Genomic DNA, 14317 nt, shown 5'->3' with positions numbered 1-14317 from the left:
GCGCCGCGGTTACTCGCGGGTTATCGACAAGCAAACAGTGTGATTCGTCATAGTGGGACGGGCGTCAAATAACAACTGGCGCAACGTCTGTCGCGCGCTACCTGGAAGTTCGGGTGGCGTGCTGGTGCGGTCGTACCAACCGTGCCGTTCGGACTGTCCGGCGGCGCCGCCGGTTTGGGAGGATTCCTCGGCGGCGCCTCGGGCGTCCAGCTACTCTCGACTCCGGCGTCACTTTGTTGCGGAACCGAATCCGAGGAGTTGGCGAAGAAAATGACGGTCTCGTCCGAAATGTCCAGCGCGGCGTGGGCCGCTGGTTTGCCGGCGCAGCTGCGCGGCGAACTGGCGAACCTCGAGGAGGCGTACTTCCGCCACGTGGACGCCGGCGATGTGGACGTCGCGATCACGGGCGGTTCGAGCCTCGTGTTCCGACGACACCTCGAGCTGGGCATGCACCGCCCGCCCGGGCAGGCGCGGGTGCGGGTGTACCACCCGGACGACGGCGCCGGTCTCGGGGCGGCCGTGCAGATGGTCACCGACGATATGCCGCTGCTGGTGGAGTCGGTCACGGCGTATCTCAGTCGGCACGGCGTCAGCATCAGCGAGGTGATCCACCCGATTCTCGAGTCGACCCGCGACGCCGAGGGCGCTCTGGAATCGGCCGTTCCGCACGAGGTCGCCGGCAACGGCGCGGGCTCTCTGCGGGAATCCTGGATCCACGTGCAGTTGCACCCGTCGACCAGCCCCGCGCTGCTCGCCGAGCTCGAGACCGGCGTCTCCGACGTGCTCACCGACGTGCGCCAGGTCATCGGCGACACCAAGGCCATGCGCGGCGTGCAGGACGGGCTGGCCGAGATGCTCGAGCTCGCGGCCAAGGAGGGCACCCCGCCGTTCTCGCCGACCGATCTCGTCGACTGCGCGAATCTGTTGCGCTGGCTGGCGGACGGACATTTCACCGTGCTCGGCTACGCGCGCTACCAGCGCCCCGCCGCGGGCGGGGTGCAGGCGAAATCCGTTGTGGATCCGGACAGTTGCCTCGGCGTGCTGCGCCTGGACGTGGGCACCGACTTCCGCGTCCCGGTCGACGGCGGCGACCGCCCGCTGCTGCTGCTCACCCAGGGGCTGGTCCCGGCGACCGTACATCGCTCGGTGTATCCGTACTTCGTCGGCGTCGCCGAATTCGACACCAGTGGCGCGATCACCGGTGAGCACCTGTTCATCGGCGTGTTCACCGTCGCCGCGATGCACGAGAACGTGCTCGACATCCCGGTGATCGAACGGCGCGTGCGCGCGGTGGTCGAGCAGAGCGGCCACGAGCTGGAATCGTATTCCGGGCAGGCGATGCTGGAGGTGATCCAGTCCTTCCCGCGCACCGAGCTGTTCTCCGCGGACGTGGAGACGATGCGCCACACCGCCGGTGCGGTGCTCAACGTCGGGTTGCGGCGGCAGGTGCGGCTGTTCCTGCGCTCGGATTCCTACGGCAGATTCGTGGCCTGCATGGTCTATCTGCCGCGTGACCGCTACACCACCCGGGTCCGGCTGGAGATCCAGGACATCCTGGTGCGCGAGCTGGGTGGCGTCTCGATCGATTACTCGGCCCGGGTCTCCGAAAGCGAGCTCGCCAGCGTGTATTTCACGGTGCGCCTGCCGGAGCCGGGCACGCCGGTGGATGTGTCCGAGCCGAACCGGCTGCGCATCCAGGCACTGCTCGCCGAGGCCAGCCGCACCTGGGACGATCACCTGCGCGACGAGGTCGCCGCCTCGACGGTGCTGGATCCGGCCGTGGTGCAGCGTTATACCTCCGCCCTGCCGGACGCCTACAAGGAGGACTTCCGGGCCGGTCGCGCCCTCGCAGATATCGTGCGGCTGGAGCGGCTGGCGCCCGGCCAGATCGACCAGCACCTGTACCGGCGTCCCGAATCCGCCCCCGGCTCATGGCGTTTCACCCTCTACATCGGTGGCGGCATCTCGCTGAGCCAGGTGCTGCCGCTGCTGCAGAGCCTGGGCGTGGAGGTCGTCGACGAGCGGCCGTACAAGCTGCAGTTCGAGAACGGCCGCGAGGTCTGGATCTACGACTTCGGCCTGCAGGCGCGGCCCGACCTGTTGCGAGTGTCGCTGGACCGCAACATGGACGCCGAGCTGGTGGAGACCTCGGATCGGCTGGACGCGCTCCACGCGCAGGAGCGCGGGCTGCGCGAACGGTTCACCGCCGCGTTCGACGCGCTGTGGTACGGGCGCGCGGAGGCCGACGCGCTGAACGAGCTGGTGCTGCGTGCGGGCCTGGACTGGCGCACAGTGTCGATCCTGCGCGCGTACTCGAAGTACTTGCAGCAGGCCGACTTTCCTTACAGTCAGGCCAATATCGCCCGGGTGCTCCTGGTTTCGCCCGATGCGTCGCGGCTGTTCGTGGACCTCTTCGCGGCGCTGTTCGATCCGGATTCGGCCTCGCCCGACCGCGCGGCGGAACTGGAGGCCGCGGTCGCCGAGCGCATCAACGAGGTGGTGAGCCTGGATGCCGACCGCATCCTGCGCGCCATTCTGAGCCTGATGCGGGCGACGCTGCGCACCAACTACTACCGGACCGACGAGCACGGCGCGTCGCGCGAGTACCTGTCGCTGAAGGTCGAGCCGGGTGAGATCGACGAATTGCCCAAGCCGCGGCCGCAATTCGAGATCTTCGTGTATTCGCCTCGGGTGGAGGGTGTGCATCTGCGGTTCGGTCCGGTGGCGCGCGGCGGGTTGCGGTGGTCGGATCGGCTGGAGGATTTCCGTACCGAGATCCTGGGTTTGGTGAAGGCGCAGGCGGTGAAGAATGCGGTGATCGTGCCGGTGGGTGCCAAGGGTGGATTCGTGGTGAAGCATCCGCCTGCGACGACCGGTGATCCGGCGGCGGATCGTCAGGCGCTGCAGGCGGAGGGTGTTGCGTGCTATCGCACGTTTATTTCCGGCCTGCTGGATGTGACCGATAACGTGGATCAGGCGACGGGTCAGGTGTTGCCGCCCGCACGAGTGGTCCGTCGCGATGGTGACGACACCTATCTCGTGGTTGCTGCCGACAAGGGGACCGCGACGTTCTCCGATATCGCCAATGAGGTGGCGAGGTCGTATGGGTTCTGGCTCGGTGATGCGTTCGCGTCGGGTGGTTCGGTGGGTTATGACCACAAGGCGATGGGGATCACGGCCAAGGGTGCTTGGGAGTCGGTGAAGCGGCATTTCGCCGAGATGGATGTCGATACGCAGTCGCAGGAGTTCACTGTGGTGGGTGTCGGTGATATGTCGGGTGATGTGTTCGGTAACGGGATGTTGTTGTCGGAGCACATTCGGTTGGTGGCCGCGTTCGACCATAGGCATATCTTCCTGGATCCGAATCCGGATGCGGCGCAGTCGTTTGCGGAGCGGGAGCGTATGTTCGCGCTGCCGCGCTCCTCGTGGCGGGATTACGACACGTCGCTGATCAGCACGGGCGGCGGAGTGTGGGATCGGACCGTCAAGTCGGTGCCGATCAGCCCGCAGGCCCGGGCCGCTCTCGGGCTGGACGACGACGTCACGTCGCTGTCGCCGCCGGAGCTGATCCGGGCGATACTGCGGGCGCCGGTCGGGCTGCTGTGGAACGGTGGCATCGGCACCTACATCAAGGCGTCGTCGGAATCGAACGCCGAGGTGGGCGACAAGTCCAACGACGCGGTGCGGGTCGATGCGAACAGTCTGCGGGTCAAGGTGATCGGGGAGGGCGGCAACCTCGGCCTCACCGCGCTGGGCCGTATCGAGTTCTGCCGCAGCGGCGGTAAGTGCAACACCGACGCCCTGGACAACTCGGCGGGTGTCGACTGCTCCGACCACGAGGTCAACATCAAAGTGCTGATCGACGGGGTGGTCTCCGCCGGTGAACTCCCCGCCGCCGAACGCAATGCGTTGCTGGCCTCGATGACCGACGAGGTCTCGGACATGGTGCTGCAGGACAACGTCTCGCAGAATTTCCTGATGGGTATGTCGCGGGCCGAGGCGCCGCGGATGCTGAACGTGCAGAAGCGCCTGATCGCCGACCTCGAATCCCGCCGCGGGCTGGACCGCGAGTTGGAGGCGCTGCCGTCGGATCCGGAGATCAAGCGGCGCTCCGAGGCCGGTGCCGGGCTCACCTCGCCGGAGCTGGCGAATCTGATGGCGCACGCCAAGCTGTCGCTGAAAACCGATCTGCTCGATTCGGATCTGCCCGACAGCGCGTACTTCTCGGCCCGGCTGCCGAGGTACTTCCCAACGCCGCTGCGCGAGCGGTTCGGCGCCGCGATCAAGCGGCATCGGCTGCGCCGCGAGATCGTCACCACCATGGTGATCAACGAGATGGTGGATCTCGGCGGGATCACCTACGCGCATCGGCTCAACGAGGAGATCGGTGCCAGCGCCACCGACGCCGTGCGGGCGTTCGCCGCGGCCAACGAGATCTTCGACCTGTCGTCGATCTGGAGCCGCATCCGCGCGGCCGACATCTCCACCGCGGTGAAGGACGATCTGGAGCTGGAGACCAAACGCACCCTCGACCGGGCCTCGCGCTGGCTGCTGAGCAACCGACCGCAGCCGATCGCGGTCGGTGCCGAAATCCATCGGTACAGCGGGGCGGTGCGGGAGCTGGCGCCGAAGGTGCCGGGCTGGCTGCGCGGGCACCACGTCGATTCGCTCGAGGAGCAGTCGGCGAAACATATCGACCGCGGCGTTCCCGAGGCACTCGCGACCGAGGTGTTCGGGCTGCTCAACCTGTTCCCGCTGATGGATGTCGTGGATATCGCTGACATCACCGACCGCAGTGGTGAGGAGGTCGGCGCGCTGTACTACGCGCTCAACGAGCACCTGAAGATCGACTGGCTGCTGCAGGCGGTCAGCCACCTCGAGCGCGGCGACCGCTGGCACGCGCTGGCCCGACTGGCGCTGCGCGACGACATGTACGGCTCACTGCGCTCACTGACGCTGGACGTGCTGTCCGGCGGCGATCCGGAGGAGACGGCCGAAGAGAAGATCGCCTACTGGGAGTCGAAGAACCAGTCCCGCCTGGGCCGCGCCCGCGCCGCCCTGGCGGAGCTGTTCGAATCCGGCACCCACGACCTGGCAACCCTGTCGGTAGCAGCCCGCCAGGTCCGCAGCATGGTCAGCGGCGTAGGCGCCCAAGCCGAGGTCCGCTGAATACGCACAGATCTCCAACCACCTCCCGACCACCTTATCGATCCCCAAGCGTCTCCGACCTCCTGTCGGACTTTCACCGGTCCCCAGGCCCGCCCCCTATCGATCCCCCTACCGGTCCCCGATAGGGGCCGGTAGGGGCCGGTAGGGGGCGACGCGGCCGCTGTGCCAACTCACAGAAAGCCCTCCGATACCCCGCTGACCGGCCCGGATCGGGCATGACGCCACTGGCGCAGTCGTGACCCGATCCGGCGCCACCTGCTGTACCCGGCATACTGGATAGCTGAATCGGTTCCGGAGGCAGTGTCGCGGCGGAACGGCAATCCGATCGGAGGTTAGTGTGACGAGTGTCGGTTCGGTGAACGGGCTCGCGAGAACGACCGGTACAACCGTGCTGCCCAAGCGTTTTCATGCCAAGGTCGACGTCCGCTGGTCGGATATGGACGTCTTTCAACACATCAACCACGCCCGGATGGTGACGTTGCTCGAGGAGGCGCGGATTCCGTGGCTGTTCGATGACCGTCCCACCTCCGGATTGCGCTCCGGATGCGTACTCGCCGATCTGCACGTGCGCTACCGGAGCCAGCTCCGCCACGAGGACACACCACTGGACATCGCGATGTGGATCGATCAGCTGCGCGCGGTCGACTTCACCATCGGCTACGAGGTGCGCGCGAACGGCGCCGCCCTCGACTCGCCTCCCGCGGTGATCGCCAGCACCCAACTGGCCGCCTTCGACATCGACACCCAGCGCTTACGCCGCCTAACCGCCCCCGAACGCGATTACCTGGCCCAATGGAAGGCCGACTGACACCCCGGAAGCCATACTCGGCTCAGTGGAAGCCGACCGAGTGGCCTCGGCCGCAGGTGCTTCGTCCAGCGGGGAGGGTGCTTGGTCCACTGCGAAGCCGACTGACCGCCCCCGGAGCCGCGAGTATCGGCGCCACTGGTGCCTGGTGACGGCCCTCGCGTGAGTACTCGATCCGTGGGCGTCCGACTGACCGGACGCCAGTGCCTGCGCTAAGGGTGTCGGAGTAATGGTCCTTGCTGCGAAGCCGCCTGACTCACCGAGTGGGTTGGTGTCGCCGATGGGCGGTGCGTGGCGGTGGGGGGTGACGTCTGCGACGATGGCACCCTCGATGGCGACTGTTGGGCGCGGTGCGGAAGGTGTGGGTGGCGGGGCGATGATGCCGGGGTTCGAACATTCCGATCAGCGGGCGCTGCGGGTGCCCGACCCGGCCGAACGGGAGAATCTGGCGACCTTCACCGCACGGGCGACGCGGCTGGATCCGGCGGCCGTGATCCGGTTGCGGCGCCGTGGCGATCGTTATGTATCGGCCTGGGCGGCAACGGGTTTCGAAGTGTTGGCGGTCCGGACGGTGGTCGCCGAGCTGGGTGTCGACGATGTGACCGTGGGTGGAGACACGCTCCTGTCCGGGCTGACCGGCCCGGACGCCGGTGGCCCGATCGACCTGGGCTTTTCGATGGATTCCTCGTGGCGTACCGCGCTGCCTCCCACGACCGGCTTCGTGCATGTCGACGACGTCCCCGCACGCAGCCTGGTAGAACTCGCCGAACGCGGCCAGGAGGTGGCCGCCGAACACGGCAGCGGCCTCGGCCCGCCGGTCTCGCTGCTGGACCAGACCGTGCTCACGGTCACCGGCGGCGATGAACGGGTCGAGGTTCCGATGCGGGTCGTATTCACCCTCACCGCCATGGATTTCATCCCGCACTCCGGCGAGAAGGCCGACGCCCGCCGTATCGCCCCTACCGAGATCGTCCGCGTCCGCACCGCGCGCACCTGGCTGCGCCTCGACGCCCGCTACGGCTCGGTCGCCCGACGCCGTGGTCCCGGCATGCCCCTCATGCCCCGCTGAGCACCGCGCGGCCGGTGAGCGCAAGGATGACGGGATGGCGAGCGACAACTTCATGCTGATTCACGATGCCGAACTCCTGGCCCAGGGCGAACGGGTTCTCGGCGCCGAGTTCACCGCGATGCACGAACGGGTCGTGGCGGTCACCGCGTTGACCTCCCGGCTCAACGTTCTGCCCTTCGACGACGAGCCGGGTAAGGCGGCGCTGTTCGAACAGATCCTGGGTCGTCCGCTTCCGGCGGGCGTCACGATCTACCCGCCCTTCTACACCGATCACGGACTTCGCCTGGACCTGGCCGAGCGCGTATTCATCAATCAGGGGTGCACCTTCCTGGACTACGCCGGGATCCGGTTGGGCAGGGGCGTGATGATCGGCCCGCAGGCCACCTTCATCACCGTCGGCCACCCGGTGGATCCCGAGGAGCGGCGCCGATTCCTCACCGGTGCGCCGATCGACGTGGCGGAGAACGTGTGGATCGGCGCCGGGGCGACGATCCTGCCCGGCGTCAGCATCGGCCATGACGCGGTGGTCGCCGCGGGAGCGGTCGTGTCCGACGATGTGCCCGCGAGGAGCTTGGTGGCCGGTCCCAAGGCCGAGGTGCGTCGGAGTTGGTAGCGCTCTCAGTCGTTCATGAGCAATCGTCGACGCATTACACGTCAAGCGCCAAAAACCGCACCAATACCGGCTCGGTGCCGCATCGGCCCCGCCGTGTGTAGGCCGAGACCATGGCCGAGCCTCCGGTTGACCGGCTCAGGCGGCGCCGAGGAGGCGGAGCAGGGCGGTGGTGACCGCTGCGGAGAAGGCGACGAAGATCAGCGGGGCGCGGCGCCAGGCGAGGACGACGGCGACGAGAACGCCCGCGGGGAGGGCGAATCCGGCTCGGTGTCCGGCGGGGACGAGTTCGGTGACCGCGAGGGCGACCAGCAGGACCACCGAGCCCACCTCGAGCAACTGGGTGACGCGCGGGGGAAAGGTGATGCGGCGGCGCAGGACCGGGCCCGCGAAGCGGATGGCATAGGTGCCCACCGCCAGGACGAGCGCACCTGCGATCAGGGTGGTGTTCATGATCTCTCGTCTCGAAAAGGCTCTGCGTCCGCGCGGTCCGGTCCGGCATCGGCGGTCGTATCCCCGGTGCGGCCCAGGGCGAGGAGCACAGCGGGCAGGGCCAGCAGGACCGGGAGTCCGGCGCCGAGGAAGGGCGTGGTCCCCGCCGCCACCGCCGCGCCCACCAGTGCCGCTTGCCGGGTTGCCCGGTCGCCGCGGATCGCGGGCAGGGCCAGCGCCACTAAGACCGCGGGGAACACCGCGTCGAGGCCGAACCGGTTCGGGTCGGGGACCGCGGCGCCGATCGCGACCCCGAGCACGGCGCCCAGCGGCCAGGCCAGCAGGACTCCGAGTCCGCACAGCCAGAAGGCGGCGCGGCGACGGTCGCGGTCGGATTCGGCCAGGGCCAGCGCCACCGACTCGTCGTTCATGACGTGCGTGCCGATCAGCCGACGCCATCCGGTGCCCACCACATCGGGCACCGCCAATCCGTACGGTAGGTGGCGGGCGTTGACAACCAGCCCGGCCAGCACCGCGGCGACCGGGCCGCCACCGGCGGCGATGATCCCGACGAACAGGAATTCCGCGCCCCCGGCCAGCACCAGGACGCTGAGGAGCAGTGGCAGCCACGCGGGCATGCCGGAGGTCACGGTCGAGGCGCCGTAGGACACGCCGATGGCCACGACCGCCAGGCAGATGGTCGCAATACCGGTGAGGTCACTCCGATCGAGTGTTCGCCATATCGAACGCACGACTACTATATTGAACGCTATCGGGTAGGCTCGTCAATCTCGCCGCGAGGTACTGTCTGAAGCCATCATGACCGAGCCCGACGCCGCCCAGTCCGCGCCCCCGCAGGAGGCCATCGCCGCTGCCCTCCGCCGCGAGCGGGGTCGTGTCGGTCTGTCGCTCACCGAGGTTGCGCGCCGCGCGGGTGTTGCGAAATCGACACTGTCCCAATTGGAATCGGGCGTCGGCAATCCGAGCATCGAGACGCTGTGGGCGCTGTGCGTGGCGCTGGGGATCCCGTTCTCCCGCCTGCTCGACCCGCCGCGCCCGCGGGTGCAGGTGATCCGTGCGGGCGAGGGGCCGGTGTTGGCCTCCTCGCAAGCCGACTACCAGGTGGCGCTGCTGGCGGCCAGTCCGCCGAACGCCCGCCGCGACATCTACCGGATCTCCGCCGAGCCCGGTCAGCCGCGCCGATCCGAACCCCATTCGCGCGGTGAGGTCGAGCATCTGATCCTCGCCGCCGGGCGTGCCCTGGTCGGCCCGGCCGCCGATCCGGTCGAACTCGGCCCCGGCGACTACATCTGCTACCCGGGCGACCGCCCGCACATCTTCGAGGCCCTCGAGCCCGGCACCTGGGCCATCCAGGCCAGCGAACACCTCTGAGCCGGATGACGTCTTCCGGCCTCGGAATACGCAAGGCCGGAACCTTGCCCCGGCCTCAGCCACAGACTCCGTGCCCCGGTGGCCGCTTGATTCCCGGTGCCGCACATGCCCTTCCGTCATCCCAACACGGTCCACCTTCCACTCCCGGCACGATGGTCGCCCTCTGCTCCCGGGTGAAGGGCCCACCTTCTCTCTCGGGGCAGCGGTCGCCTGTTCGCTTCCTGGGTGGTGGTCGCCTCTTCGTTTCCAGGGTGAGTGTTGCCTCTTTGTTTTCGGGGTGGTGGTCGCCTGTTCGTTTCCGGGGTGAGTGTTGGCTCTTTGTTTTCGGGGTGGTGGTCGCCCCTTCGATCCGGGGCGGTCGTTGCCCACTTCGCATCCGGGGCGATGGTCGCTCCTCATTTCCGGCGTGATGGTTCGCCCTTCATTTCCGGGTTGCTTTGGCCGGAATCCTGTATTCCGAGGTTTATGGCTACGCCGCCGTCCACGCTGTCGCCGGTGCGTCGCTTATGCGGCGAGCTGGTTATTTCCCTGGGCAACAACGGATTTCCACCATGCAACGGTGCCGCGGGCCACCTCGTCCAGCGGTGTCGGGTGCAGGCCGAGCCTGTGCTCGCTGGCCGAGGAGTCCAGTTCGAAAGGGCGCTCGAACTGGTAGTTCATCTCGGCCAGCTCGCGCATCATGCCGTTGGTGAGCCCGGCCGTGCGGAGGACCCAGCCGGGGAGCGCCAAAACCTTCGGTGTGCGCACCCCCGCTGCCGCCGCCAGGGTGGCGACGAGTTCGCGCATCGTCACCGCGGGGGCGGTCGGGGCGTGCAGGAAGGAGTTCCACAACGTGCGGTCCGCCGCGGCGGAGATCATCGCCGCGGCGAGGTCGGGCATGTAGGTGAACGAGTGTGGCACGTCGGGCTTGCCGAAGATCTGAATGGTCTTGCCCGCCAGGATATTCGGGACCATGCGCTCTCCGGCGTGCGACATCCGCACGTGCGGGCCGATGAAGTCCGAGGCCGCGACGCTGACCGTCGGCGTCGGTGACGCCTCACGCGCCCGCAGCAGCGCGACCCGCACGGCGGGTTTACCGAAATCTGCTGTGCGAGGCATGGTTTCGGTCATCGGTCGGGTCACCGGGCCGTAGGAGTACAGGCTCTCCGGGAATACGACCACGGCTCCGGCCTGTCCGGCTACCTCGAGCACGATCTGCTCGGCCGCGGGCAACTCGGCCCACCAGGTGCGCGCGGCGTACTTCGACCCGTGTGTGCAGTGGTAGACCGCTGCCGCGCCGTCGACGGCCGCCGAAAGCTGTTCGCGCCGAGTGACATCCACGCGCCGACGCTCGATCAGGGGGTGCTCGGGACCGCTCCCGGACCGCGTCAGTATGCGGACGCTCTTCCCCGCGGCAGCGAGTTGCTCGGCGACGGTGGTGCCGACGGGCCCCGCTCCGGTGACAACATGTATCTCGGACATCTGTGTGCTCCTCTCGCTATAGAGAGCGGTGCTCTCAACCTGCGGACAAGCATGCCCGGCCACCGAACCCCTGTCAAGAGCAATGCTCTCTATTGGTGGCCGATGCCGGAGAGCCGAGAAGTTGTGCTCATGTCGATCGATCGTGCAATGTTGTTTCGACTAGTCACGAAAAACGTTGTGGAGCAGGTCGTCCGGGCCCTGGCGCGCGGCGAGCACCTGGCTGGGCGCGCGGTGGGCATCTGGCTTGGCGCCGTGCACAGCTGGCTGGGCGCGCGGGACAACTGGTTTCGCTGCTGGATGCGCCGAATCGCGGGGCGCTCGCCTACGCCGCGCCCTCGCCGAGGTACTGCAACCACACCGGATCCAGGTCGGAGGTGGTCGACAGCAGGCGCCAGTGTGGACCCTTCGGAGCGACCATCGGGTGGTGCAGGGTCCAGCCCAGCTCGGCCAGCAGTTTGTCGGCCTTGCGGTGGTTGCAGGGGGCGCAGGAGGCGACGCAGTTCTCCCAGGTGTGCGGCCCGCCGCGGCTGCGCGGGATCACGTGGTCGATGGTCTCGGCCTTGCCGCCGCAGTACGCGCAGCGGTAGCGGTCGCGGTGCATCAGCGCCGCGCGGGTCATCGGGACCCGGGCGCGATAGGGCACGCGGACGTAGTTGCGCAGGCGGATCACCGAGGGCAGGGCGACAGACGCGCCCGCGGAGTGGACCACGGGTCCGTCGGGATTGTGGTGGACGGCGTCGGCCTTGTCGCAGATCAGGAGCACGACGGCGCGGCGCGCGGACAGTGCGGTGAGCGGCTCGTAGGTGGCGTTCAGAAGCAACACCCGGCGCTTCACCCAGGTGGCGACGCTCGGAACGGGTTCGACGGTGCGGTGCGGATACGCACCGGGAGCGGAACGTTTATCGGACAGGACATGCAGCGGAGAAGCCCCCGACCCACGATTGTGGACGTCGGCGGGCTGGAGTTGTCGGTGTGTCCGCGCCTCGTGTGACCGGGCGCCGTGCCGCTGCTTCATGGAAACCCCGAATTCGATTTGTCCGGTTCGTGTGGTATCGAGTCAGACACTGCCAATCAGTTGACCATGGAACCGCCACCATTGCCAGCTGATTTGACACATTCCTGCTGTGGTGTTCGTGAACGCCGGGTTACACCCGGGGGCGGTATGTGAATGTCGGGTCGGCTTGTCGGCGGGCGGCGGCGGGTGGGAAGCGGGACGGGGCGCGGATATGCTGGCGGTGTTATGACTTCCGGAGAGCAGACGGCGACATCTTTCTACGAGGCGGTCGGCGGCGCGGAGACGTTCCGGCGCTTGGTGGCGGCCTTCTATCGGGAGGTGGCCCGCGACGAGGTGCTCCGCCCGCTCTATCCCGAGGAGGATCTGGGCCCGGCGGAGCGTCGGCTGCGCATGTTCCTCGAGCAGTACTGGGGCGGGCCGCGCACCTATTCCGACGAGCGCGGGCACCCGCGACTGCGGATGCGGCACATGCCCTTCCGCATCGGCCCGATCGAGCGCGACGCCTGGCTGCGGTGCATGCGGATCGCCGTCGCCGAGCTCGAACCGGAGGTGCTCGACGACGAGCACCGGCGCGCGCTGCTCGATTACCTGGAGATGGCGGCGAATTCGCTGGTCAATTCGCCGTTCTGAGGTCATGGCGCAAAACCGCGCCCGGACCGGAGGATGTCCGATTCCTGCTGAAGGTTAGCTAGTTCTCGCCAACACGCCCGTCGAGGGGCGGCTTTAACCGGAAATCTTTGGCACTATTAGCCGTTGTGACACCTTCATCCCCCGGGGAGCGGGCCGCGTCCACCGACCCCGCGGCCGTGCCGTGGTGGCGATCGGCGGTCTTCTACCAGATCTATCCGCGCTCGTTCGCGGATTCGACCGGCGACGGCGTCGGCGATCTCGGCGGCCTGCGGGATCGACTCGGTTACCTGGAGTTGCTCGGGGTCGACGCGCTGTGGATCTGCCCGGTGATGCGCTCGCCGATGGTCGACGGCGGCTACGACGTCAGCGATCCGCGCGATATCGACCCGGTATTCGGCGATCTCGCCATGTTCGACGAGTTGATCGCCGAGGCGCACGACCGGGAAATCAAGATCACCATGGATCTGGTGCCCAATCACACCAGCGACCGGCATCCGTGGTTCGCCGCCGCACTGGCCGCCGGGCCCGACAGCCCCGAACGCGCGCGCTACCACTTCCGCGACGGCCGCGGCCCCGGCGGCGCCGAGCCGCCCAACAACTGGCCGAGCATCTTCGGCGGTCCGGCCTGGACCCGCGTGACCGAGCCCGACGGCACCCCGGGCCAGTGGTACCTGCACCTCTTCGCCCCCGAACAGCCCGACCTGAACTGGGACGATCCGGAGGTCGCCGCCGACTTCGAGCAGACGCTGCGCTTCTGGCTCGACCGCGGGGTCGACGGCTTCCGCATCGATGTGGCGCACGGCATGGCCAAGCCGCCCGGGCTGCCCGATATGGCACGCGTCGACATTCGGATGCTCAAACACGACGACGACGATCCGCGCTTCAACAACCCCGGCGTGCACGAGATCCACCGCCGCCTGCGCAAGGTGTTCGACGAGTACCCGGACGCGGTGTCGATCGGTGAGGTGTGGGTGGAGGACAACACCCGCTTCGGCGAATACGTGCGCCCCGACGAACTGCATCTCGCCTTCAACTTCCGCCTCGCCGAGACCCCCTTCGACGCCGCGAAGATCCGTGCCGCCGTGGATAATTCGCTGACCTCGGTGACGGCGGTCGGTGCCAGCGCCACCTGGACGCTGTCCAATCACGACGTCGAGCGCGAGGTCACCCGGTACGGCGGCGGCAGCGCCGGGGTGGATCGGGCGCGGGCGATGATCCTGCTCGAATTGGCGCTTCCGGGAGCGGTTTTCGTCTACAACGGGTCCGAGCTGGGGCTGCCCGATGTGGACGACCTGCCCGACGAGGTGCTGCAGGATCCGGCCTGGGAGCGGTCCGGGCACACCGAGCGCGGCCGCGACGGCTGCCGGGTGCCGTTGCCGTGGGAGGGCCAGCGGCCGCCGTTCGGATTCACCACGGGCACACCGTGGTTGCCGATTCCGCCGGAATGGTCCGATCACACCGTGGAGGCGCAGCTCGAACGGCTGGACTCGACGCTGTCGCTGTACCGGGCGGCCATCGACCTGCGAGCCGAGCGTGCGGAGTTCGCCGGTGACGAACTCGACTGGTACGGCAGCCCGCCGGGGTGCCTGGCCTTCCGGCGGTCGGGCGGCCTGGTCTGCGCGCTCAACGCCTCCGACGAGCCGATTCCGCTGCCGCCTGGGGAGGTGCTGCTGTCCAGTGCTCCGCTCGTGGGCAACCGGCTGCCGGTGAATGCCGCAGCCTGGCTGGTGTGAG

Annotated in this window: 11 protein-coding genes; 7 read left to right on the top strand and 4 right to left on the bottom strand. The window is 68.1% G+C overall.

The window, feature by feature from the left end:
• The first annotated feature begins 270 nt into the window (after positions 1-270).
• The 4 genes from ACYVLQ_RS07395 (at position 271) to ACYVLQ_RS07380 (ending at position 7656) form a co-directional block, all read left to right on the top strand.
• Entirely contained in the window at positions 271-5169 is a 4899-nt protein-coding gene (locus ACYVLQ_RS07395; protein ID WP_460696634.1) for an NAD-glutamate dehydrogenase, read from the top strand.
• A gap of 355 nt (positions 5170-5524) precedes the next feature.
• The gene (locus ACYVLQ_RS07390; RefSeq protein ID WP_460696723.1) at positions 5525-5977 is read left to right on the top strand and encodes an acyl-CoA thioesterase; all 453 of its coding nucleotides are present in this window, start codon (positions 5525-5527) and stop codon (positions 5975-5977) included.
• Positions 5978-6353: 376 nt separating this feature from the next.
• Positions 6354-7043: a hypothetical protein gene (locus ACYVLQ_RS07385; protein WP_460696722.1), complete on the top strand. Its 690-nt coding sequence runs from the start codon at positions 6354-6356 to the stop codon at positions 7041-7043.
• Positions 7044-7077: 34 nt separating this feature from the next.
• Positions 7078-7656 (top strand): DapH/DapD/GlmU-related protein, encoded by a 579-nt coding sequence (locus ACYVLQ_RS07380; protein ID WP_460696633.1) that lies wholly within the window; start codon positions 7078-7080, stop codon positions 7654-7656.
• Between the two features lie 135 nt (positions 7657-7791).
• Here ACYVLQ_RS07380 and ACYVLQ_RS07375 read toward each other — a convergent pair whose 3' ends face one another.
• Both ACYVLQ_RS07375 and ACYVLQ_RS07370 read right to left on the bottom strand, forming a co-directional pair.
• Entirely contained in the window at positions 7792-8106 is a 315-nt protein-coding gene (locus ACYVLQ_RS07375) for an AzlD domain-containing protein (protein WP_460696632.1), read from the bottom strand.
• Positions 8103-8837 (bottom strand): AzlC family ABC transporter permease, encoded by a 735-nt coding sequence (locus ACYVLQ_RS07370; protein ID WP_460696631.1) that lies wholly within the window; start codon positions 8835-8837, stop codon positions 8103-8105. Before ACYVLQ_RS07370 ends, ACYVLQ_RS07375 begins: the two co-directional genes overlap by 4 nt.
• Positions 8838-8904: 67 nt before the next feature.
• On the opposite strand from ACYVLQ_RS07370, the gene ACYVLQ_RS07365 reads away from it, so the two are divergent.
• On the top strand, positions 8905-9477 hold the full coding sequence (locus tag ACYVLQ_RS07365; protein ID WP_460696630.1) for a helix-turn-helix domain-containing protein: 573 nt from the start codon (positions 8905-8907) through the stop codon (positions 9475-9477).
• A 504-nt stretch (positions 9478-9981) separates the two neighbouring features.
• Here ACYVLQ_RS07365 and ACYVLQ_RS07360 read toward each other — a convergent pair.
• Both ACYVLQ_RS07360 and ACYVLQ_RS07355 read right to left on the bottom strand, forming a co-directional pair.
• Positions 9982-10938 carry an NAD-dependent epimerase/dehydratase family protein gene (locus tag ACYVLQ_RS07360; protein WP_460696629.1) on the bottom strand — a complete coding sequence of 319 codons (957 nt, stop codon included), beginning with the start codon at positions 10936-10938 and terminating at the stop codon, positions 9982-9984.
• Between the two features lie 322 nt (positions 10939-11260).
• Positions 11261-11953, bottom strand: a complete 693-nt coding sequence (locus ACYVLQ_RS07355; RefSeq protein WP_460696628.1) for an HNH endonuclease — start codon at positions 11951-11953, stop codon at positions 11261-11263.
• Positions 11954-12178: 225 nt separating this feature from the next.
• Here ACYVLQ_RS07355 and ACYVLQ_RS07350 point away from each other — a divergent pair, with 225 nt between their 5' ends.
• Positions 12179-12583, top strand: coding sequence for a globin (locus ACYVLQ_RS07350; protein WP_460696627.1), 405 nt, complete (start codon positions 12179-12181; stop codon positions 12581-12583).
• A 125-nt stretch (positions 12584-12708) separates the two neighbouring features.
• A complete protein-coding gene (locus tag ACYVLQ_RS07345) occupies positions 12709-14316 on the top strand; it encodes a glycoside hydrolase family 13 protein (RefSeq protein ID WP_460696626.1) in 1608 nt (535 codons plus the stop codon).
• The last annotated feature ends 1 nt before the right edge of the window (position 14317 follow it).

The sequence above is a fragment of the Nocardia thraciensis genome, assembly GCF_054782435.1.
Note: the sequence above shows the minus strand (reverse complement) of the source record. Positions and strands in the feature narration are given on the sequence as shown.